This window comes from Pantoea sp. X-Soil-ISGK-285, from assembly GCF_059730815.1.
Genome location: NZ_AP035938.1, coordinates 1,124,298 through 1,145,182, shown reverse-complemented (window position 1 = coordinate 1,145,182; position 20,885 = coordinate 1,124,298). Strand labels below are relative to the sequence as shown.

The window sequence follows — 20,885 nt, the reverse complement described above, 5'->3', positions numbered from 1 at the left end:
GCACTATCAGGGTTCGAAAGGCTGACGCTGGAACTGGTCGTTGCCGCATTCCGGACAACGTGACAGCGTTTCAGGCGTGTAGATTGCCCGGGTGAACTGGCATTTCTCACAGACCAGATTGCCCAGCCCCACCACTTCCCCGCTCTGATAAACCCCGTGGTGATGCAGATCCTGGAAGACCTCTCGCCACTCCAGCTGACTTTTATCGGTGATATCCGCCAGCTCTTTCCAGACGCTCTCGCGGATGATGCGCATAAACAGTGAGTCCGCCAGCGGTTCTTCCACATCGGTGTAGCTGCGTGCAAACTCGCCCAGATCACGGCGCACTGAGCTGAGCGCCTGGTCAATCTCCTGTTCCGTCATATCATCGCGCACCAGCAACTGGCTTCGTCGCCCGGCAATCAGCTCATCAAGGTTACGATCGCCCTGACGAAGACGTTCGGTCAATACGGCTAACGACTCGCGATATTCCTGAGCCACTTTATTCATTTTGTTCTCCTTTATGCAGACCCTCGCTGAACTAAGTTTAGTCGTAATGTTGCTTTTGCCGTGTCGTCTGTACAGTGAATTACAAAAGGGTGAAGGCTCTGACGCTTTCGGCAGAAATCGTGCCGGCAAAAGTGGGAAGTGTTGTTGATACGCGGCCTTATGGGTATGCTATGCGGATCTTAGAGCCAGAAAAATGTTTTTCATAAAGGACCACAGGCAGCCATGCAAGAGCAATACCGCCCGGAAGAAATTGAATCCCGTGTGCAGCAGCACTGGGATGAAAACGAAACGTTTAAAGTGACTGAGCAGGAAGGTAAAGAGAAATACTATTGCCTCTCCATGTTGCCCTATCCTTCTGGCCGCCTGCACATGGGCCACGTTCGTAACTACACCATCGGCGACGTAATCGCGCGTTATCAGCGTATGCTCGGCAAAAACGTACTACAGCCGATTGGCTGGGATGCTTTCGGCCTGCCTGCGGAAGGCGCTGCGGTGAAAAACAACACCGCTCCGGCCCCGTGGACTTACGACAATATCGCCTACATGAAAAACCAGCTCAAACTGCTGGGCTTTGGCTATGACTGGAGTCGTGAACTGGCAACCTGCCAGCCAGAGTACTATCGCTGGGAACAGTGGTTCTTTACCAAACTGTATGAAAAAGGCCTGGTCTATAAAAAGACCTCTGCCGTGAACTGGTGCCCGAACGATCAGACGGTGCTGGCGAACGAGCAGGTGATTGACGGCTGCTGCTGGCGCTGCGACACCAAAGTTGAGCGTAAAGAGATCCCGCAGTGGTTTATCAAAATCACCGATTATGCGGAGGAGCTGCTAAACGATCTGGATACGCTGGAAGAGTGGCCTGAGCAGGTCAAAACCATGCAGCGTAACTGGATTGGCCGCTCTGAAGGTGTCGAAATCACCTTCGATGTGGCTGACAGCGAAGAGAAGGTCACTGTCTACACCACCCGCCCGGATACCTTTATCGGCGCAACCTATGTTGCTGTTGCCGCAGGCCATCCGCTGGCGACCCAGGCGTCGGTCAATAATCCGGCGCTGGCTGACTTTATCGCTGAATGCCGCAATACCAAAGTGGCCGAAGCCGATATGGCGACCATGGAGAAGAAAGGCATGGCGACCGGCCTGTCTGTTGTTCATCCACTGACCGGCGAGCTTATCCCGGTCTGGGTTGCCAACTTCGTACTGATGGAATATGGCACCGGCGCTGTGATGGCGGTTCCGGCGCACGATCAGCGCGACTGGGAGTTTGCCACTAAATATGATCTGCCGATTAAGCCGGTCATCCTGAATCTGGATGGTTCCATTCCTGATGTCAGCATCGCGGCGATGACTGACAAAGGTGCGCTGTTCAACTCAGGTGAGTTTAACGGCATGGATCACGCCACCGGTTTTAACGCCATCGCGGATTCGCTGGCGGCAAAAGGCGTGGGCGTGCGTAAAGTGAACTACCGCCTGCGCGACTGGGGTGTCTCCCGTCAGCGCTACTGGGGTGCTCCTATCCCGATGGTGACGCTGGAAGATGGCACCGTTATGCCTGCACCAGAAGACCAGCTGCCGGTGATCCTGCCGGAAGATGTGGTGATGGATGGCATTACCAGCCCAATCAAAGCGGATCCGGAGTGGGCTAAAACCACGGTAAACGGCCAGCCAGCCCTGCGTGAAACCGACACCTTTGACACCTTCATGGAGTCTTCCTGGTACTACGCGCGTTATACCTGCGCCAGCTACAAGGAAGGCATGCTGGATCCGGCAGCGGCAAACTACTGGCTGCCGGTCGATCAGTATGTGGGCGGTATTGAACACGCCATCATGCACCTGATGTATTTCCGCTTCTTCCACAAGCTGCTGCGTGACGCCGGCCTGGTGAACTCCAATGAGCCAGCCAAACGTCTGCTGTGCCAGGGCATGGTGCTGGCTGACGCCTTCTACTACCTTGGTGCCAACGGCGAGCGTAACTGGGTTTCACCGGTTGACGTTGAGGTTGAGCGGGATGAGAAAGGCCGCATTGTTAAAGCCACAGACACGCAGGGCCGCGAAGTGATCTACGCGGGCATGAGCAAAATGTCGAAGTCGAAAAACAACGGCATCGACCCACAGCTGATGGTTGAGCGTTACGGCGCGGATACCGTGCGTCTGTTTATGATGTTTGCTTCACCGGCGGATATGACGCTGGAGTGGCAGGAGTCGGGCGTTGAAGGGGCGAACCGCTTCCTGAAACGTGTCTGGAAGCTGGTCTTCGAGCATACACAGAAAGGTGCGACCGTGGCACTGGATGTGGAGAGCCTGAATGACGAGCAGAAATCGCTGCGTCGCGATCTGCACAAAACCATCGCCAAAGTGGCGGATGATATTGGCCGTCGTCAGACTTTCAACACCGCCATTGCGGCGATCATGGAGCTGATGAACAAACTGGCACGCGCCCCGCAGGAAAGCGAGCAGGATCGCGCCCTGATGCAGGAAGCGCTGCTGGCCATCGTCCGTCTGCTCTATCCGTTTACCCCGCACGCCTGCTATGTTCTGTGGCAGACGCTGGGTGGCGAAGGCACTATCGATGAAGCGAGCTGGCCGGTTGCGGATGAAGCCGCTATGGTTGAAGATTCGCTGCTGGTAGTGGTTCAGGTTAACGGTAAAGTGCGCGGTAAAATCACCGTGCCAGCCGATGCAACACAGGAACAGGTTCAGGCACGCGCTGCGCAGGAGCATCTGGTAGCGAAGTATCTGGACGGCGTGACTATCCGTAAAGTCATTTATGTACCGGGCAAACTGCTTAACCTGGTCGTAGGTTAAGTTCAGGAGGAACTGTGCGACATCCGATTATCAGGCTGTTTGTCATGCTGGCGGTGGTGATCACCGCTGGCTGTGGTTTTCATCCGCGCGGCACCACTCAGGTGCCCAGCGAACTGAAAACCCTGATTGTTTCAACCGGCGATCCTTATGGGCCGCTGGCGCGTACTGTGCGTCAGCAGCTGCGTATCAACGATGTCAAAATTGTTGAAGACAGCAAACAGAATCGCACGGATATTCCAACGCTGCGCCTGGGGCCTGAATCCTCGGGCCGTAACACGGCTTCGGTCTTTATCAGCGGCACCACTGCCGAGTATCAGCTGGTGATGACCCTCACCGCGCAGGTGCTGCTGCCGGGCAAAGGTATCTATCCTATCAGCACCACGGTTTATCGGTCGTTCTTCGATAACCCGAACGCTGCGCTGGCAAAAGATGCCGAGCAGGATCTGATTACGCAGGAGATGCGTCAGCGTGCTGCTGAACAGCTGGTACGTAAACTGCTGACGGTACACGCCGCGCAGATCAACAGCAAAGAGACCTTACCGGCGTCAGTGATTCCGGTGCCGGGTCAGGGTTCACAGGAAGCGCCCACTTCCTCTGCTACCAGCCTGCAATGATCAGGATTTATCCTGAGCAACTCAGCGCGCAGCTCCGTGAGGGGCTGCGCGCCTGTTATTTGTTAGCCGGTAACGAACCGCTGCTGCTGCAGGAAAGTTCAGATGCGATTCGCGTCGCCGCAACCGCGCAGGGATTCGAAGAACATTTTAGTTTTACGCTGGATGCACAGACTGACTGGGAGAGCCTGTTCGTCAGTTGCCAGTCACTGAGTCTGTTTGCTCAGCGTCAGACCATGACGCTGCAATTCCCCGATAATGGCCCTAACGCCGCGATGTCAGAGCAACTGGTTAAGCTGTCGCAGTTGCTGCACGCCGATATTCTGCTGATCTGCCGGATGGCGAAGCTGACCAAAGCGCAGGAAAACAGCGCCTGGTTTAAAGCGTTGTCCGCCTCTGCGGTATTGGTGCCCTGTCAGACGCCTGAACAGGCGCAACTGCCACGCTGGGTCGTTAATCGCGCTAAGGCGCTGAAATTATCGGTGGATGACGCAGCCGTGCAGCTATTGTGTTACTGCTATGAAGGCAATCTGCTGGCGCTGGCGCAGGCGCTTGAGCGGCTCTCGCTGCAGTGGCCCGACGGCAAGCTGACACTGCCCCGGGTTGAAGAGGCGGTCAGTGATGCCGCGCACTTTACTCCTTTCCACTGGGTGGATGCCCTGCTGGCGGGAAAAAGCCGCCGCGCCCTGCATATTCTGCATCAGCTGGAGAAAGAAGAGAGCGAAGTGGTGATACTGCTGCGTACGCTGCAGCGTGATCTGCTGACGCTGCTGCATCTGCAACGCCACCAGACAGCGCAGCCGCTGCGTACGCTGATGGATCAGCAGCGCATCTGGCAGAATCGCCGTGCGCTGTTTACCGACGCGCTGCAACGAGTGGATGCCACGCGTCTGCAACGCGCCATTCATCTGCTGAGTCAGATTGAAATCACCCTGAAGCAGGATTATGGACAGCCGGTGTGGCCGCAGTTACAGACCCTGACGCTGCTGCTCAGCAGTCGTGCTTTTCCGACGAGCTTTGCCCATGTCTGAGTTACACGCACTGTTTGGCGGCACCTTTGATCCGATTCATTTTGGCCATCTGCGCCCGGTCGAAGCGCTGGCGCAACAGACCGGCCTGCAGCGTGTGACGCTGCTGCCCAACAATGTGCCGCCGCATCGTCCGCAACCGGAAGCCAGCGCTGCCCAGCGGGTTGCTATGCTGCGCTGCGCTATCCGCGACCTGCCGCTGTTTGAGATCGATACCCGCGAGCTGGAACGCGACACGCCGTCCTGGACCGTGACCACCCTGGAAGCCTGGCGCACCGAACGCGGTGCAGAGCAGCCGCTGGGATTTATTATTGGTCAGGATTCATTGCTGAGCTTATCAAAATGGCATCGCTGGCAGGATCTGCTGTCACTCTGCCATCTGCTGGTGTGCCAGCGCCCCGGCTATCCGACCCGGTTCGACTCGCCTGACATGCAGCGCTGGCTTGAGCAACACCTCGCTCAGGATATCCGGCAGCTGCATCAGCAGCCCGCAGGCCATATCTGGCTGGCGGACACCCCTCTCTATGACATTTCGGCCACGGAAATTCGCCGCCGTCGCCACCAGAATCAGCCCTGCGACGATCTGTTGCCCGCTGCGGTTATCGATTATATCGACCGCGAAGGCTTATATCGCGACTGATCCGGGCATGCTATACTACGCCGCTTAATTTTTTGGCTGCACTCTCCGGGCTTACAGCCGGCTCGTTACCACCAGATTCCAAGGGGAACCTTTTGCAAGGTAAAGCACTCCAAGAGTTCGTTATTGATAAGATTGATGATCTCAAAGGCCAGGACATTGTCACCATCGACGTTCAGGGCAAATCCAGCATCACCGATTTCATGATCATCTGCACCGGCACCTCCACGCGTCATGTGACTTCGATCGCAGAACACGTAGAGCAGGAGTCGCGTTTAGCAGGCCTGATGCCATTAGGCATTGAAGGTAAAAGCGCGGCAGACTGGGTCGTGGTCGATCTGGGTGATGTCATCGTGCATGTGATGCAGGAAGAGAGTCGCCAGCTGTATGAGCTGGAAAAACTCTGGGGCTAATCGGTGAAACTGCAACTTGTTGCCGTCGGCACGAAAATGCCTGACTGGGTGCAGACCGGTTTTATGGAATATCTGCGCCGCTTCCCGAAAGATATGCCGCTTGAGCTGACCGAAGTGACCGCAGGTAAACGCGGTAAAAATGCTGATATCAAACGCATTCTTGAAAAAGAGGGTGAAGCGATGTTAGCGGCGGTCGGCAAAGGCAATCGCATCGTCACGCTGGATATTCCTGGTCATCCGTGGGAAACCCCGCAGCTGGCACAGCAGATTGAACGCTGGAAGCTGGATGGTCGCGATGTCAGCCTGCTGATTGGCGGGCCTGAAGGCCTGGCCCCCGCCTGTAAAGCGGCGGCAGAGCAGAGCTGGTCACTGTCAGCATTGACGTTGCCCCATCCGCTGGTGCGCGTGCTGGTAGCCGAAAGTCTGTATCGGGCCTGGAGCATAACGACAAATCATCCTTATCATCGTGAATGACCGATCAGCCCACATCAGACATGACAAGTAGCGGATGAAATTACAAAGCAACGCCTTTCGCGATTACAGCGCCGAACAGAAACTCTTTGTCCGTCGGGCCTTTATCGCCTTCGTCGGTATCTTACTGCTCTCTTCAGTACTGGTGGTTAACCTTTACCACCTGCAGATCCTTCGCTTTGATGATTACAGCACCCGCTCCAACCAGAACCGTATCAAACTGGTGCCTGTGGCCCCCAGCCGCGGCATAATTTACGATCGTACCGGCACGCCGCTGGCGCTGAACCGCACCATCTATCAGGCAGAACTGGTTCCGGAAAAAGTAGATAATCTGCAACAGACCCTGGAAAACTTACGCCCGATTCTTGAGCTGACTGACGACGACCTCGAAAACTTCCAGAAAGAGCGTAAACGCTCGCGTCGGTTCACCTCTATCCCGGTTAAAACCGGTCTGAATGACGTGCAGGTCGCGCGCTTTGCGGTCAATCAGTACCGCTTCCCCGGCGTGGAAGTTAAAGGTTACCAGCGCCGCTACTACCCTTACGGTGCCACGCTGACGCATGTGGTCGGCTACGTCTCAAAAATCAACGATCGTGACGTTGCACGCCTCGACAAAGAGGGCATATGGCCTAATTACGCCGCGACGCACGACATCGGTAAGCTGGGCATTGAAGCCTATTACGAAAATTTGCTGCACGGCAAAACCGGCTTTGAAGAGGTTGAGGTCAACAACCGTGGCCGGGTCATTCGCCAGCTGCATGAGGAGTCCCCTCAGGCAGGCCGTGATATCTATCTGACTATCGATCTCAAACTGCAGCAATATGTCGAGACCCTGCTGGCGGGCAGTCGCGCGGCCGTCGTGGTCAGCGACCCGCGCACCGGCGAAATTCTCGCCATGGTCTCAACGCCCAGCTATGACGCCAACATGTTTGTCGACGGTATTTCCAGTAAGGATTACCGCGGCCTGCTGGAAGATGAAAACCGCCCGCTCTATAACCGTGCGATTCAGGCTGCCTATCCACCGGCTTCGACGGTTAAACCTTATGTGGCGGTCTCTGCCCTGAGTGCTGGCGTGATTAACCGTAATACCAGCCTGTTTGATCCCGGCTGGTGGCAGCTTCCCGGTTCAGAAAAACGCTTCCGCGACTGGAAAAAATGGGGCCACGGACGTCTGAACGTCACCAAAGCGCTGGAAGAGTCTGCCGATACCTTCTTCTATCAGGTTGCCTATGACATGGGCATCGACCGTCTGTCGGAGTGGATGAATAAATTTGGTTACGGCAGCCGTACCGGCATCGATTTACCGCAGGAGAGCGCCGGTAACATGCCGACCCGCGACTGGAAACAGAGACGCTTTAAAAAGCCGTGGTATCAGGGCGATACTATTCCGGTGGGGATCGGACAGGGTTACTGGACCGCTACGCCGTTGCAGATGAACAAAGCGATGATGATTCTGATCAACGACGGCGTCGTCAAGGTGCCGCATATGCTGCGCGCCACCCGCGAAGGCCGCACCCTGGTGCCCTATCGCCAGCCGCCTGAAGCCCCGATTGGTGATATCCATTCCGGCTACTGGGAAATTGCCAAAGATGGCATGTATGGCGTGGCGAACCGGCCCAACGGCACCGCGCACAAGAGCTTCGCCGATGCGCCCTATAAAATCGCCGCCAAGTCCGGTACGGCGCAGGTCTTTGGCCTGAAAGAGAACGAAACCTATAACGCCCATAAAATTGCTGAACGATTACGCGACCATAAATTAATGACCGCGTTTGCCCCTTATGACAAACCTCGGGTCGCCGTGACCATTATCCTGGAAAACGGTGGCGCCGGTCCGGCTGTCGGCACCGTCATGCGCCAGATTCTGGATCACATTATGTTGGGTGATAACAATACAGTCCTGCCGGACGCCGCTCCTGTGCCGCCCGGTTATGAAGGTGAATAAACATGTCGATGCAAGATAGTCCGCAGAAACGTTCGATCTGGATGCGCATCCACATCGATCCGCTGTTTATGCTGATCATTCTCGGCCTGCTGACCTACAGCGCTGTGGTGATCTGGAGCGCCAGTGGTCAGGACCCCGGCATGATGGAGCGTAAACTCGGTCAGATCGCGATGGGGCTGGTCATCATGATTGTGCTGGCGCAGGTACCGCCGCGCGTCTATGAAGGCTGGGCGCCCTATCTCTATATTGTCTGCGTCATTCTGCTGGTGGCGGTGGATGCCTTTGGGCAGATCAGTAAAGGCGCTCAACGCTGGCTTGACCTCGGCTTTGTGCGTTTTCAGCCCTCTGAGATTGCCAAGATAGCGGTGCCTTTAATGGTGGCGCGCTTTATCAACCGCGATGTCTGTCCGCCGACGCTGAAAAATACCGGCATTGCGCTGATTCTGATCTTCCTGCCCACCCTGCTGGTGGCGGCACAGCCCGATCTCGGCACCTCAATTCTGATTGCCGCCTCCGGCTTGTTTGTGCTGTTCCTCTCGGGTATGAGCTGGAAACTGATTGGCGTAGCCGTGTTGCTGGTCGCCGCCTTTATCCCGATTTTGTGGTTTTTCCTGATGCACGATTATCAGCGTGACCGCGTGATGATGCTGCTCGACCCGGAAACAGATCCGCTGGGAGCGGGTTATCACATTATCCAGTCGAAAATTGCTATTGGCTCAGGAGGTCTGCGCGGTAAAGGCTGGCTGCAGGGCACCCAGTCTCAGCTGGAGTTTTTACCGGAACGTCATACCGACTTTATCTTTGCGGTTCTGGCCGAAGAGTTAGGCCTGGTTGGCGTGCTGCTGCTGCTGGCCCTTTATCTGCTGCTGATCATGCGGGGATTGGTGGTGGCAGCCCGGGCGCAGACCACCTTTGGCCGGGTAATGGCGGGCGGTTTAATGCTGATTTTATTCGTTTATGTTTTCGTTAACATTGGCATGGTTAGTGGTATCTTACCGGTAGTTGGCGTGCCGCTGCCGCTGGTCAGTTATGGCGGCTCCGCGCTTATCGTGCTTATGGCGGGATTTGGCATTGTGATGTCGATCCACACTCACCGAAAAATGTTATCTAAAAGTGTCTAAGAGGCTGCAGATGCGTAAGGAATGGCTTGGCGTTGCACTGGCATCACTGGTTCTGGCGGCCTGTACCACGCCGGAACCCCAAAATACGGCGCCGCCGCAACCGGCTTACAATGGACCGGTGGTGGAGATTCCAGGCGTTGAGCCACGTTATGAGCCGATCAATCCGGGCACCAGCCAGGATTACAGCGTGAACGGCAAAAATTATCGCGTCATCAAAGATCCGTCGAACTACAGTGAAGTCGGCCTGGCCACCTGGTACGGCGAAGAGGCGCAGGGCAACCGCACCGCTACCGGCGAAGCCTACGATCCTGATGCACTGACCGCGGCCCACCCTACTCTGCCGCTGCCGAGCTATGTGCGCGTGACCAATATCGCGAATGGCCGTCAGATTGTGGTGCGCGTTAACGATCGCGGCCCTTACACGCCAGGACGCATTATCGACCTGTCGCGGGCTGCCGGTGACCGCCTGAACATCTCCAACAATTCGCGCGTGCGGGTTGATTACATCAAGGTCGCCCCAGACGGCTCGCTCTCTGGCCCCGGCACCATCGGGACCGTCGTGGCAAAACAGAGCTACTCTCTGCCTGCCCGTCCGGACCTGAGTGGTGGCGCGGTGATGAACGGCGGCAGCGTAGCACCCACAGAGCCACCTGCGCAAAATGTTGAGGCCATCAGCAACAGTACGCTGCAAAGCGGTGACAACATGGGCGCGCCGGTGCAGAGCAGCGGCTTTCTTGGTGCACCCCAGCCATTAGCGACCGGCGTACTGGAAGGTAATGAACCGCCAGCCGCCGCACCCGCCAGTTCCGCACCGGCAGTCAGCAATGCTGCTCCCGCAGCAGCCAGCGCCGCGCCTGCAGCCAGCAGTGGTGGTGCCGACGGATATGTGGTGCAGGTCGGTGCGCTGAATGACCCGGCGCGTGCCCAGCAGATGATGAAAAGCCTGAGCCAGCGTTATGGCGTGCCCGGTAAGGTAGAAGACGCGGGCAACAATGTGTATCGCGTTCAGCTCGGCGGTTACGCCTCCCGCGCCGAAGCGGCTGCGCTGCAACAGCGTCTGAGCAGTGAAGGCCAGGCCGCCTCATTTATTACTAACACGCGTCGCTGAACCGTTTATCAGACAGCTGCACGTTACGTCTGCTAACAACCCAATCATCACGTCCGGTGCCAGTTAATCTGGCATTGGGTATGATGAGTGACATTTTCAACCTCAAACTCACGGATGTTGTAGTCCTACACATGAACACGCTGAAATCATCTCGTTTGCTGAAACGCCTGACAGTGGGATCACTGATCGCTTTCTCTCTCAGCCATGCTGCTATTGCTGATGACGTCAATCTCAAGACCATGATTCCGGGCGTGCCGGACATTGATGCCGAAGCGTACGTCCTTATCGACTACAACTCAGGCAAAGTGCTGGCAGAGAAAAATGCCGATGCACGCCGCGATCCTGCCAGTCTGACCAAGATGATGACCAGCTATGTCATTGGTCAGGCCGTTAAAGCGGGTAAAATTCATCAGGACGATATGGTTACCGTCGGCCCGGATGCCTGGGCGACCGGCAACCCGGTGTTCAAAGGCTCCTCGCTGATGTTCCTGAAGCCAGGCGACCGCGTGCCGGTCTCTCAGCTGACCCGTGGGATTGTGCTGCAGTCCGGTAACGATGCCTGTGTTGCGATGGCTGACTATGTCGCTGGCAGCCAGGATGCGTTCGTTAATCTGATGAACAATTACGTCAAAGCGATTGGCCTGCAGAATACCCACTTCCAGACCGTTCATGGTCTGGACGCGGAAGGTCAGTACAGCTCCGCGCGCGATATGGCGTTGATCGGTCAGGCGCTGATCCGTGACGTGCCGGAAGAGTATGCTGTCTATAAAGAGAAAGAGTTCACCTTCAATAATATCCGTCAGATGAACCGTAACGGTCTGCTGTGGGATACCAACCTGAATGTGGACGGCATCAAAACCGGTCATACCAACTCAGCCGGTTACAACCTGGTGGCGTCTGCGACTGAAGGCCAGATGCGCCTGATTTCTGCTGTCATGGGCGGTCATACCTACAAAGGCCGTGAAACTGAGAGTAAGAAACTGCTGACCTGGGGCTTCCGTTTCTTTGAAACCGTGGCGCCACTGAAAGCGGGCAAAGAGTTCGCCTCTGAGCCAGTCTGGTTCGGCGATAACGACCGTGTGCAGCTGGGCGTGGAAAAAGATGCTTACCTGACCATCCCACGTGGCCGCATGAAAGATCTGAAAGCCAGCTATGTGCTGACCAACACGGAACTGCATGCACCACTGAAGAAAAATCAGGTGGTCGGCAGCATCAACTTTCAGCTGGATGGCAAGACTATCGAACAGCGTCCGCTGGTGGTACTGAACGAGATCTCTGAAGGAGGTTTCTTTGGCCGTATCGTTGATTACATCAAGCTGATGTTCCATCACTGGTTCGGTTAAGCGTGGCGGGTGATTGAAAAATCACCCCTTCGCCCCCATTACACGATATTATGTTGCTCCCGCTCAGGCGGGAGCCTGTTTTTTATGCACCGGAGTTAATATGAAAACCAAACTGAATGAGCTGCTCGAATTTCCTACCCCATTTACCTACAAAGTAATGGGTCTGGCACAACCGGAGCTGGTTGATCAAGTGGTTGAAGTGGTGCAACGCCATGCGCCAGGCGACTACAGCCCTGAAGTTAAGCCGAGCAGCAAAGGCAACTATCACTCCGTCAACATCACTATCACCGCCACCCACATCGAGCAGGTAGAACGCCTGTACGAAGAGCTGGGCAACATCGAAATTGTGCGGATGGTACTGTAATTTACGGGTCGGCAAGGCGCCTCTGCCTGACGGTTTGCCGACGTTATCCTCAGCGTTATTTCCTTTAGCGGGCTATCGTTTTGTCAGTTGAAACTCTTCTTGTCCGCCAGTCAGGTCTGCGCGACTGGCAATCTGTCTCCGACGCCATGCATCACTATACCGACCAGCGCAACGACCAGAGTCGTGATGAAATCTGGCTGGTTGAACATCCTCCGGTCTTTACTCAGGGTCAGGCGGGCAAAGCAGAGCATCTGCTGATGCCAGGCGAGATCCCGGTGGTGCAGAGTGACCGTGGGGGTCAGGTCACCTATCACGGGCCAGGACAGCAGGTGATGTACGTCCTGATCGATGTAAAACGCCGTAAGCTCGGCGTACGCCAGCTGGTGACCATTCTGGAAGAGACGGTTATCGCCACCCTGGCAGAGTTTGGCGTCAGCGCCCGCGCCCGTGCTGATGCACCTGGCGTCTACGTCGGGGAAGAGAAGATCTGTTCACTGGGATTACGCATCCGTAAAGGCTGCTCGTTTCACGGTCTGGCGCTGAATGTTGCTATGGATTTGTCGCCCTTCCTGCGTATTAATCCCTGTGGTTACGCCGGCATGAGCATGACCCAGTTGAAAAATTTCCAGCCAGAGGTGACGACGGAGCAGGTACACTCTCCGCTGGTCAGCGCGTTTGCGCGGCTGTCAGGTTATGAAAATGTTGAATGGATTTCAGGGGATCTCCCTGTTAAACCTTAACGCAGAATGCGAATTTACAAATATGTAACTTATCCGCGCTGACTGTGGCTGCTTCGCAGGCGATGTGATGATATAATTTTTGCACTTTTTTCAAATAAAGTTGAAAGCAGCCTTCCCGGTTTGAGTGGGAACGCTTTCAAATCGCAATCCGACCGGAACCTGCTGATTTATGAGTAAACCAATTCAGATGGAACGCGGCGTCAAATATCGTGACGCAGACAAAATGGCGCTGATCCCGGTGAAAACCGTGGCTGTTGAACGGCAGGAGATGTTGCGTAAGCCGGAATGGATGAAAATCAAGCTGCCAGCTGACTCCAGTCGTATTCAGGGCATTAAAGCCGCGATGCGCAAAAACGGGCTGCACTCAGTCTGTGAAGAGGCATCCTGCCCTAACCTCGCCGAATGCTTCAACCACGGCACCGCCACCTTTATGATCCTTGGCGCAATCTGTACCCGTCGTTGTCCGTTCTGCGATGTGGCACATGGCCGCCCCAATGCCCCTGACGCTAACGAACCCGCTAAACTGGCGCAGACGATTGCCGATATGGGCCTGCGCTACGTGGTGATCACCTCGGTTGACCGCGATGATTTGCGTGATGGTGGCGCACAGCACTTTGCCGACTGCATCAGCGCGATTCGCGAAAAAAATCCGACGATCAAAATCGAAACGCTGGTGCCGGACTTCCGTGGCCGTATGGATCGCGCGCTGGAGATTCTTACCGCGACGCCACCGGATGTGTTTAACCACAATCTGGAAAACGTACCGCGCGTCTACCGCCAGGTGCGTCCGGGCGCGAACTATGAGTGGTCACTGAAGCTGCTTGAACGTTTCAAAGAGGCGCATCCTCATATCCCAACAAAATCGGGTCTGATGGTGGGCCTGGGCGAAACCAATGCCGAAATCGTTGAGGTGATGCGCGATCTGCGTCGCCACGGTGTCACCATGCTGACGCTGGGCCAGTATCTGCAGCCGAGCCGCCACCACCTGCCGGTTCAGCGCTACGTCAGCCCGGCTGAGTTCGATGAGATGAAAGAAGAAGCGATGGCGATGGGCTTTACCCATGCCGCGTGCGGTCCGTTTGTCCGCTCTTCCTATCACGCGGATATGCAGGCCAAAGGCGAAGAAGTGAAATAAGCACGCTTTTGCTTTAGAAAGCCCGAAAAACAAAAAACCAGACTGGAAACAGTCTGGTTTTTTTATCTGTGCCTGAAATAAAAAGTAACAGTTATTTGCAGCAAATAACCGATTAATCTTTATGAACGACGCGTTCTGCCGGCACGTCTTCAGCCGCAGTTCGGGTTGCGCTGGTATCTTCATCTTTCATGGCTTTTTTAAAGCCCTTGATTGCGGAGCCCAGATCGCCACCCAGTGAGCGCAACTTGTTGGTACCAAAAAGCAGTACGATAAGCGCACCGATAATCAGCAGCTTGGCAATACTGATACCTTCCATATTTAACCTTTCAACTTTATCGAATCACGGTGACTGATATTTACGCGCAGTTTGCCTGCGGCGACAACTGGAATCTGTAACAGAGTAAGATCTCAGATAAAGCGACTCAGGAACGCCTGGGTGCGCGGATGCTGTGGATTCGCGATCACCTCTTCAGGCGTGCCCTGCTCCACCACCACCCCCCCATCCATAAAGACCACGCGATCGGCGGCTTCCCTCGCAAAGCTAATCTCATGAGTCACCACGATCATCGTTAATCCCTGGTCGGCCAGGGTACGCATGGTCGCCAGCACTTCGCCCACCAGTTCCGGATCGAGCGCGGAGGTCGGCTCATCAAACAGCATCAGCTGCGGCTTGATCGCCAGCGCCCGCGCAATCGCCACACGCTGTTGCTGTCCGCCCGAGAGGTGACGTGGCCAGGCGTCCGCTTTATCGCTTAACCCCACCGTCGCCAGCAGCGATCGGGCATGGGCCATCGCCTCCTGACGCGGGAATTTATGCACGCCGATGGGCGCTTCAGTGATGTTCTGCAGCACGGTCATATGGGGGTAGAGATTGAACTGCTGAAACACCATGCCAATTTTCTGGCGCTGACGGGCGATCTGGCGTGGCGACAACCGGTGCAGCACATGCCCTTTAAGTACATACCCGATCTGCTCATCGCCGACCCGAATCGATCCGGCGTTCATCTCTTCAAGATGATTGATGCAGCGCAGAAACGTGGATTTACCGGAACCAGATGGCCCGAGGATCACCACTACTTCACCGGGCCAGACATCCAGATCGATCCCTTTCAGAACCTGATTGTCGCCGTAATTCTTCTGCACGTTGCGGGCGCAGACCAGGGGTTCACGCTGACTCATTGCTCCTCCTGCTGGGGTTGCACGTTAGCCGCGATGGTGGCGCGTCTGGGGGCGCTGGCCACCCGACGAGTGCCACGCGCGTAGTAACGCTCGATGGCGGACTGGCCCAGATTGAGGATCGAGGTGATCAGCAGATACCAGATCACCGCCACCATCAGCATCGGGATGATCTCGAAGGTACGGTTGTAGATCGCCTGCACCGAGTAGAGCAGATCGCCCATTGCGATCACGCTGACCAGCGACGTCGCCTTGATCATGCTGATCAGCTGGTTGCCGGTGGGTGGAATAATCGATCGCATCGCCTGAGGAATGATGATGCGCCGCAGCGCCCGTGAACGACTCATACCAAAGGCCTGGGTAGTCTCTACCTGACCGTTATCCACCGACAGCAGACCGGCGCGAATAATTTCCGCCATATAGGCCGCTTCATTCAGCGCCAGCCCGGCAATAGCGGCTGTCAGTGGGGTGATCAGATCGTTGGTATTCCAACTGGCCAGCGTGATATCGGTCCACGGCAGCGTCAGCGACAGCGCCGGAAACAGCGTAGAAAGGTTGTACCAGAAGATCAGCTGTACCAGTAGCGGCGTGCCACGAAAGAACCAGATATAGAGTCCGGCAACGCCGCGCAGCAACCGGTTCTCAGAGAGCCGCCAGACGCCCAGCAGCAGACCGAGCAGCGTGCCGAGCACCATCGACACCACTGTCAGCCCCAGAGTGACCTGCAACCCTTTGAGCACGGATCCTTCGGTAAACCACTTGAGTACCACCTGCCATTCAAAATTAGGGTTGGTCGCCACCAGCCACAATAGATTGGTGCCGATCACCAGCACTAAAATCCAGCTGATCCAGCGTCCGTAAGTGGGGGCGCTGCGAGCGAACGCCACGTCGCGTAGCTGTGCCTCGCCGCTGTGCAGATGGCGCGGCGGGCTCATTTGCTGGCCTCATTCGCCAGATTCAGTCCGGGTGCGGTGGTCATGTTGCCCTCAAGCTGCCACTTTTTCATGATGGCCGCATACGTCCCGTTCTGATACAGCTCTTTGTAGGCATCCAGCACCACCTGACCCAGCGGCGAGCCTTTCGGCACCACCGTGCCCTGGAAAATATCGCCAAAGCCGTTTTTCTGCCCTTTGCCCGCCAGCTCAAGTTGCCCTTTCGCCTGATTAACAAAGTAAGTCAGCGGCGCCTGTGATGAGAAGAACGCATCGGAGCGTTTAGAGCGTACCGCCAGAATTGATGAAGGTTGATCGGTAAAGGCCTGCACCGTCACGGCCGGTTTCCCGTCGGCCACACACCGGGCTGACTGCTTACGGATAACCTGTTCCGCAGAGCCAGCGGCCATAACGGCAATGCGCTTGCCGCAGGTGTCGTCCAGCTGATTGATTCTGGCCGGATTGCCCTTCTGCACGCCGAACACCACGAACTCCTGCACAAAATCGATGAAATCCACTTTCTGCTGACGGTCCGGATAATCACCAATCGGCCCAATTGCCAGCTGATAACGACCCGCATTGATGCCGGTGAGTACGCCCGATAAACCACTCACCGTCGCATGCTCGATCTTCACACCCAGCAGTTGTGCCAGTGCAGTCGTTAATTCGGCCGACGCGCCCTCCATTGAGTGCGGGCCATTCACAATTTCATAGGGCGGAAATGAACCGTTATTCACTGAAATCATTTTGCCCGATTTTTTGATCTCATCCGGCAGCCTGTCATGCAGGGCCTGGTCAACTTTTTGCACCGGAATAGCGTCGGCAGCCTGCGACAGGGATGCAGTCAGCTCAAGCGCCACGATTAAGGCGGTTGCTCTCTTCGTCATAATGGATTCCTGGTTCAGCGGATCAGTTGAGTTCGGGACGGGCAAAGCGCCGGTTTTCCAGTACCGGTAGCACCCGGCGGGCATAGGCGACGCGCTCAGGATCGAGATCGGCAAACAGCAGCGCCGGCGATTCCGCCGCATTCGCCACCGCTACACCCAGCGGATCGACCACCAGACTGTTGCCGATATTGCGCGGGCCACACTCCCCCACCGCCACCATATAGCAGGTATTTTCCAGCGCGCGGGCACGGGTCAGCAGTTCCCAGTGCATCTCTTTCAGCGGACCTTTAACCCAGGCGGCAGGCAGCACCAGCACCTCTGCACCATCCAGCACCAGCCGACGCGCCAGCTCCGGGAAGCGCACGTCATAGCAGGTCATTAATCCGATTTTCATACCCGCGACCTCAATCAGCGGCGGAATGACGTGGCCGGGATTGACCCGCTGCGACTCCTGCATCGCAAAGGCATCGTACAGATGCAGCTTTTCATAGGCGGCGATGATCTCACCGTTGCGGATCGCTACCAGCACGTTGAGCGCTTTTTGCTCGCCGGTGGGAACGTGAATGCTCATCATGGTGGTCAGCGCAGTCTGCTTGCTGGCGGCCAGCAGCTGGCTCAGAAAAGGGCCATCCAGCGGCTGCGCCGCCTTCAGCACTAAATCGGGGTCGGCTATATCACGTGCCAGCACCCCTTCCGGCAGTACCAGCAGATCGGCGCCACCTTCTGTCGCCCGCTGCATTAAGTCCAGACAGATACTGGCGTTCTCCTGCCATTCGCGGCTCACCGCAAATTGTCCCAGTGCTACTTTCATCATTTCTCTTCTCCCGCAGCGGCCGGAAACATTGCTTCCGGCGTCAGTACCTGGTGAGTCAGCCCTTGCTCATAGAGCTCGCGACCAAAGTCCGCAATCATCTTTCTGTTAACGCTAAAACCATTCTGATTCCAGTCAGCGGGTAATTCCTGCGCAGTGCGTCGCAAATCGTCCAGCAGCCACGGCGTGGTGTCGGCATATTTCTCTCTTTTCTGCATCCACAGCCGGTAAGAGCGATCGATGACTTCACTTAACGCCGCAGCCAGCCACGGATGCGCCGCCGCCAGTGCCGGTTTCAGCGCCAGAATGTGGATGCCCGGCACATAGCCGACACGATTAAAGTAGTCCCGCTCCGCCTGATAAAAATCGATCTGCAGCTGACGTAATCCCGAACCAGGCAGGAAAAAGCCCTCCGGCATAAATGGCGTGAAGATGGCATCCAGCTCACCCGCCTGCAGCATCTCTATCAGCGGTCGTTCGTCAGGCGCGGGTTCAATGCGGCCCGGGCGGCCAAATCCCGCCAGCCGATCGACAATCGGATGATCGGCAGTAAGACGACCGGCATACCAGAACACATCATCGATTTCGACGCCTGCTTCACGCAGCACCGTGCGTGTCCAGGTATTGCCCGAATCCTGCCAGCCGGTGACGCCGATTCTCTTACCTTTCAGCTGCGCAGGCGTGGTGATGGGGCTGCTGCTGGTTGTGATAATGCAGCGCTGGCGGAAGCCGCGCATCAGGAAGTGCGGCAGGCCAAGCAGTGTTTCGTCTCCTCTGGCCCGGCCCTGAGCATAGCGGCTGAAGGAGACTTCGCCCGCGTCATAGTCGGGGCTGGTCGCCAGATCATTCACAAGTGTGCCGACGCGGTCGATCTGCAGTTCAAAACCTTCTGGTCTGATATCGCCCAGCGCCAGCGGGGTGAAGTAGTCCCAGTCGCGTACCGCCAGTCTGATGAGTAGCCTTGCCATGATCTCTCCGTTTACGCTGCACCGTCGGGACGGGGCATGAAATAGTGCTTGAATTTGATACTAGATCCGGAATACTTACCTGAACAATCATTAATTTGTTACTGAACAAAGTATTTTCTTATGACAGAGAGCGTCGACCTCAACTGGTTTTGCAGCCAGATAAAATCGCCTTCAGTGAAAGGCATTGCACAGGCAGCCTCCGCGCTGATTCGTGACGGACAGATCGCGACAGGTATGCAGATGCCTGCGGTGCGGGAGATAGCGGAGCAGCTGGGTGTCAGCCCGGCAACCGTTTCTGCTGCCTGGGCGCAACTCAGAAAGCAGAAAGTGCTGGCGGGCAAGGGGCGCAGTGGTGTCTGGGTCAGTAGTAATACGGTGATGCCGCGTCCGATTCGCTTTGAGAAGATCGGCAACTACGGTGATAACATCCGCGCCGATCTGACCCTCGCCGCGCCCGACCCCGCCCTGCTGCCTGACCTGCAGCGTGCGCTGCAGGCGGCCCTGCACTCACCGCAGCTCAACAGCTACACCCGTGAGGCGATTTCCGCGCCGCTGCTTCAGGCGATCGCGCCGCGCTGGCCCTATGCTGCAGAGGCGTTTCTGGCGACAGATGGCGGTTTTGACGCGATGAATCTGCTGGTGCAAACCCTGGTCTCGCCGGGAGACCGCGTGATTATTGAAGATCCGACCGCGACCCGGCTGCTCGATATACTGGATAACGTCGGCGCAGAGATTCTGCCGCTGGCGTGTGATGATCAAGGCCCGCTCCCAGAGGTTCTTTCTCTTCTGCTGGAGCAGGCACCGATAATGTTGATCTATCAGCCCCGCACCCACTCGGCCACCGGGAACAGCATCAGCCCGGCGCGACGTCAGGCAATGGCGCAGGTTCTGCAACAGAGCAACACACTGATCGTTGAGGATGATGGTATTGGCGATCTCTCCGCGGAGGCGAGCTGGAGCCTGGGTTCAATCTTTCCTGAGCGCACGCTGCACGTCCGTTCGTTTTCCAAAGCCTATGGACCGGACCTGCGGCTGGCAGTGCTCTCTGCCACCTCGGAGATGGTCAGGCGCATTCAGTCATGGCGAAATTTTGGCGTCAGCTGGACCAGCCGCATTCTGCAGGATGCGGTGGCGTGGCTGCTGGAGGATGAGGAAACGCAACGGCAGATCGCTACCGCACGCGCGACCTACCGGCAACGGCGTGAAGCGTTGCTCGCGGCGCTGGCACAGCGTGGACTTGATCTGCCGCTTCGCGACGGATTAAGCCTCTATATTCCGGTGACTTCAGAGCAGTTTGCCATGATCACGCTGGCTGCCCGCGGTATTGCGGTCGTGCCAGGCGAGCGCTGTCGGCTCGGCCCAACCCAATTTATTCGCGTCAGTATCGCCAGCCTCAGGGATGAACAGCGGGAGATGATTGCCGGGGCGCTGGTCATCGCCAGCGGACGGGAATTTAACTCGCTTGCAGATCTTTGATGAGATAACAGGGGGATTCAACATAGCCTTCGCGGGCGTAGAACTGGTTCGCCTTGAGACGTGACTGATGGCAATGGACTTCCATGCGATCGCAGCCACGACGAGCCGCCAGCATTTCTGCATGCTGAATCAGCTGCTGGCCGACGCCTTTACTGCGCTCACCTTCTGCAATGCAGAAATAGCTGATGCGGGCGAAATCACCGGCCAGCGCCAGCTGAGGAATAAAATGTAAGGAGAGAAACCCCAGCACCTGACTGCCATGTTCAGCCACCAACAGCGCTTCACTGGGATCGCTGCATAACTGCGCCAGGCGCTGTTCAATAAAGCTTTCAGTGCCGCCGTAGCCTAACTCGCTCAGTAATGCACTCAACGCAAAACTGTCTTTCAACTCTGCCTGACGTATGTTCATCCTGCCTCCTCACTCACCG

At 56.5% G+C, this 20,885-nt stretch carries 22 protein-coding genes; 14 read left to right on the top strand and 8 right to left on the bottom strand.

Annotation, left to right across the window (positions count from 1 at the left end):
- Positions 1-6: 6 nt before the first annotated feature.
- Positions 7-489, bottom strand: a complete 483-nt coding sequence (locus AC6I8B_RS05325; protein WP_010258963.1) for a zinc ribbon-containing protein — start codon at positions 487-489, stop codon at positions 7-9.
- Between the two features lie 222 nt (positions 490-711).
- Between AC6I8B_RS05325 and leuS the strand changes: the two genes are divergently transcribed.
- The 13 genes from leuS to lipA all read left to right on the top strand — a co-directional run bounded on the left by leuS (position 712) and on the right by lipA (position 14,207).
- Complete coding sequence (gene leuS, locus AC6I8B_RS05320) at positions 712-3,294, top strand: leucine--tRNA ligase (protein ID WP_010258964.1); 2,583 nt, start codon at positions 712-714, stop codon at positions 3,292-3,294.
- A 14-nt stretch (positions 3,295-3,308) separates the two neighbouring features.
- Positions 3,309-3,908, top strand: a complete 600-nt coding sequence (gene lptE, locus AC6I8B_RS05315; protein ID WP_010258965.1) for an LPS assembly lipoprotein LptE — start codon at positions 3,309-3,311, stop codon at positions 3,906-3,908.
- Positions 3,905-4,936 carry a DNA polymerase III subunit delta gene (holA, locus tag AC6I8B_RS05310; protein WP_022626054.1) on the top strand — a complete coding sequence of 344 codons (1,032 nt, stop codon included), beginning with the start codon at positions 3,905-3,907 and terminating at the stop codon, positions 4,934-4,936. Before lptE ends, holA begins: the two co-directional genes overlap by 4 nt.
- Entirely contained in the window at positions 4,929-5,573 is a 645-nt protein-coding gene (gene nadD / locus AC6I8B_RS05305) for a nicotinate-nucleotide adenylyltransferase (RefSeq protein WP_022626055.1), read from the top strand. Before holA ends, nadD begins: the two co-directional genes overlap by 8 nt.
- Before the next feature lie 92 nt (positions 5,574-5,665).
- Complete coding sequence (gene rsfS / locus AC6I8B_RS05300) at positions 5,666-5,983, top strand: ribosome silencing factor (RefSeq protein WP_010258968.1); 318 nt, start codon at positions 5,666-5,668, stop codon at positions 5,981-5,983.
- Between the two features lie 3 nt (positions 5,984-5,986).
- Positions 5,987-6,457, top strand: a complete 471-nt coding sequence (gene rlmH, locus AC6I8B_RS05295; RefSeq protein ID WP_010258969.1) for a 23S rRNA (pseudouridine(1915)-N(3))-methyltransferase RlmH — start codon at positions 5,987-5,989, stop codon at positions 6,455-6,457.
- 34 nt (positions 6,458-6,491) lie between these two features.
- The gene (mrdA, locus tag AC6I8B_RS05290; protein WP_010258971.1) at positions 6,492-8,396 is read left to right on the top strand and encodes a peptidoglycan DD-transpeptidase MrdA; all 1,905 of its coding nucleotides are present in this window, start codon (positions 6,492-6,494) and stop codon (positions 8,394-8,396) included.
- A gap of 8 nt (positions 8,397-8,404) precedes the next feature.
- Positions 8,405-9,517: a peptidoglycan glycosyltransferase MrdB gene (gene mrdB, locus AC6I8B_RS05285; protein ID WP_010258973.1), complete on the top strand. Its 1,113-nt coding sequence runs from the start codon at positions 8,405-8,407 to the stop codon at positions 9,515-9,517.
- A 10-nt stretch (positions 9,518-9,527) separates the two neighbouring features.
- On the top strand, positions 9,528-10,625 hold the full coding sequence (rlpA, locus tag AC6I8B_RS05280; RefSeq protein ID WP_157351695.1) for an endolytic peptidoglycan transglycosylase RlpA: 1,098 nt from the start codon (positions 9,528-9,530) through the stop codon (positions 10,623-10,625).
- Positions 10,626-10,756: 131 nt separating this feature from the next.
- Positions 10,757-11,968 carry a D-alanyl-D-alanine carboxypeptidase DacA gene (gene dacA / locus AC6I8B_RS05275; protein WP_010258977.1) on the top strand — a complete coding sequence of 404 codons (1,212 nt, stop codon included), beginning with the start codon at positions 10,757-10,759 and terminating at the stop codon, positions 11,966-11,968.
- 100 nt (positions 11,969-12,068) lie between these two features.
- Positions 12,069-12,332 (top strand): DUF493 family protein YbeD, encoded by a 264-nt coding sequence (ybeD, locus tag AC6I8B_RS05270; RefSeq protein WP_003854030.1) that lies wholly within the window; start codon positions 12,069-12,071, stop codon positions 12,330-12,332.
- A gap of 80 nt (positions 12,333-12,412) precedes the next feature.
- Complete coding sequence (gene lipB, locus AC6I8B_RS05265; RefSeq protein WP_029519432.1) at positions 12,413-13,072, top strand: lipoyl(octanoyl) transferase LipB; 660 nt, start codon at positions 12,413-12,415, stop codon at positions 13,070-13,072.
- Positions 13,073-13,241: 169 nt separating this feature from the next.
- A complete protein-coding gene (gene lipA / locus AC6I8B_RS05260; protein WP_010258979.1) occupies positions 13,242-14,207 on the top strand; it encodes a lipoyl synthase in 966 nt (321 codons plus the stop codon).
- A gap of 112 nt (positions 14,208-14,319) precedes the next feature.
- On the opposite strand, the gene tatE is transcribed toward lipA, so the two are convergent.
- The 6 genes from tatE to AC6I8B_RS05230 all read right to left on the bottom strand — a co-directional run bounded on the left by tatE (position 14,320) and on the right by AC6I8B_RS05230 (position 18,981).
- Positions 14,320-14,523 (bottom strand): twin-arginine translocase subunit TatE, encoded by a 204-nt coding sequence (gene tatE, locus AC6I8B_RS05255; RefSeq protein WP_010671272.1) that lies wholly within the window; start codon positions 14,521-14,523, stop codon positions 14,320-14,322.
- A 92-nt stretch (positions 14,524-14,615) separates the two neighbouring features.
- A complete protein-coding gene (locus AC6I8B_RS05250; protein WP_010258981.1) occupies positions 14,616-15,386 on the bottom strand; it encodes an amino acid ABC transporter ATP-binding protein in 771 nt (256 codons plus the stop codon).
- On the bottom strand, positions 15,383-16,318 hold the full coding sequence (locus AC6I8B_RS05245) for an amino acid ABC transporter permease (protein ID WP_022626058.1): 936 nt from the start codon (positions 16,316-16,318) through the stop codon (positions 15,383-15,385). Before AC6I8B_RS05245 ends, AC6I8B_RS05250 begins: the two co-directional genes overlap by 4 nt.
- Positions 16,315-17,202 (bottom strand): ABC transporter substrate-binding protein, encoded by an 888-nt coding sequence (locus tag AC6I8B_RS05240; RefSeq protein WP_497817599.1) that lies wholly within the window; start codon positions 17,200-17,202, stop codon positions 16,315-16,317. Before AC6I8B_RS05240 ends, AC6I8B_RS05245 begins: the two co-directional genes overlap by 4 nt.
- 22 nt (positions 17,203-17,224) lie before the next feature.
- Positions 17,225-18,013 (bottom strand): deaminated glutathione amidase, encoded by a 789-nt coding sequence (locus tag AC6I8B_RS05235; protein ID WP_157352820.1) that lies wholly within the window; start codon positions 18,011-18,013, stop codon positions 17,225-17,227.
- Complete coding sequence (locus AC6I8B_RS05230; RefSeq protein WP_157351691.1) at positions 18,013-18,981, bottom strand: ABC transporter substrate-binding protein; 969 nt, start codon at positions 18,979-18,981, stop codon at positions 18,013-18,015. The genes AC6I8B_RS05235 and AC6I8B_RS05230 overlap by 1 nt, the downstream gene beginning before the upstream one ends.
- Before the next feature lie 120 nt (positions 18,982-19,101).
- On the opposite strand from AC6I8B_RS05230, the gene AC6I8B_RS05225 reads away from it, so the two are divergent.
- Positions 19,102-20,457 (top strand): aminotransferase-like domain-containing protein, encoded by a 1,356-nt coding sequence (locus AC6I8B_RS05225; RefSeq protein WP_497817598.1) that lies wholly within the window; start codon positions 19,102-19,104, stop codon positions 20,455-20,457.
- Here AC6I8B_RS05225 and AC6I8B_RS05220 read toward each other — a convergent pair.
- Positions 20,435-20,866, bottom strand: a complete 432-nt coding sequence (locus tag AC6I8B_RS05220) for a GNAT family N-acetyltransferase (protein WP_010258992.1) — start codon at positions 20,864-20,866, stop codon at positions 20,435-20,437. The two genes, AC6I8B_RS05225 and AC6I8B_RS05220, sit on opposite strands and share 23 nt — an antisense overlap.
- Positions 20,867-20,885: the final 19 nt, after the last annotated feature.

Excerpts from the sequence above, each read along its gene's own strand:
- AC6I8B_RS05325 (WP_010258963.1), bottom strand. The coding sequence starts at position 489 with ATGAATAAAGTGGCTCAGGAATATCGCGAGTCGTTAGCCGTATTGACC.
- leuS (WP_010258964.1), top strand. The coding sequence starts at position 712 with ATGCAAGAGCAATACCGCCCGGAAGAAATTGAATCCCGTGTGCAGCAG.
- holA (WP_022626054.1), top strand. The coding sequence starts at position 3,905 with ATGATCAGGATTTATCCTGAGCAACTCAGCGCGCAGCTCCGTGAGGGG.
- nadD (WP_022626055.1), top strand. The coding sequence starts at position 4,929 with ATGTCTGAGTTACACGCACTGTTTGGCGGCACCTTTGATCCGATTCAT.
- mrdA (WP_010258971.1), top strand. The coding sequence starts at position 6,492 with ATGAAATTACAAAGCAACGCCTTTCGCGATTACAGCGCCGAACAGAAA.
- mrdB (WP_010258973.1), top strand. The coding sequence starts at position 8,405 with ATGCAAGATAGTCCGCAGAAACGTTCGATCTGGATGCGCATCCACATC.
- rlpA (WP_157351695.1), top strand. The coding sequence starts at position 9,528 with ATGCGTAAGGAATGGCTTGGCGTTGCACTGGCATCACTGGTTCTGGCG.
- dacA (WP_010258977.1), top strand. The coding sequence starts at position 10,757 with ATGAACACGCTGAAATCATCTCGTTTGCTGAAACGCCTGACAGTGGGA.
- ybeD (WP_003854030.1), top strand. The coding sequence starts at position 12,069 with ATGAAAACCAAACTGAATGAGCTGCTCGAATTTCCTACCCCATTTACC.
- lipA (WP_010258979.1), top strand. The coding sequence starts at position 13,242 with ATGAGTAAACCAATTCAGATGGAACGCGGCGTCAAATATCGTGACGCA.
- tatE (WP_010671272.1), bottom strand. The coding sequence starts at position 14,523 with ATGGAAGGTATCAGTATTGCCAAGCTGCTGATTATCGGTGCGCTTATC.
- AC6I8B_RS05250 (WP_010258981.1), bottom strand. The coding sequence starts at position 15,386 with ATGAGTCAGCGTGAACCCCTGGTCTGCGCCCGCAACGTGCAGAAGAAT.
- AC6I8B_RS05245 (WP_022626058.1), bottom strand. The coding sequence starts at position 16,318 with ATGAGCCCGCCGCGCCATCTGCACAGCGGCGAGGCACAGCTACGCGAC.
- AC6I8B_RS05240 (WP_497817599.1), bottom strand. The coding sequence starts at position 17,202 with ATGACGAAGAGAGCAACCGCCTTAATCGTGGCGCTTGAGCTGACTGCA.
- AC6I8B_RS05235 (WP_157352820.1), bottom strand. The coding sequence starts at position 18,013 with ATGAAAGTAGCACTGGGACAATTTGCGGTGAGCCGCGAATGGCAGGAG.
- AC6I8B_RS05230 (WP_157351691.1), bottom strand. The coding sequence starts at position 18,981 with ATGGCAAGGCTACTCATCAGACTGGCGGTACGCGACTGGGACTACTTC.
- AC6I8B_RS05225 (WP_497817598.1), top strand. The coding sequence starts at position 19,102 with ATGACAGAGAGCGTCGACCTCAACTGGTTTTGCAGCCAGATAAAATCG.
- AC6I8B_RS05220 (WP_010258992.1), bottom strand. The coding sequence starts at position 20,866 with ATGAACATACGTCAGGCAGAGTTGAAAGACAGTTTTGCGTTGAGTGCA.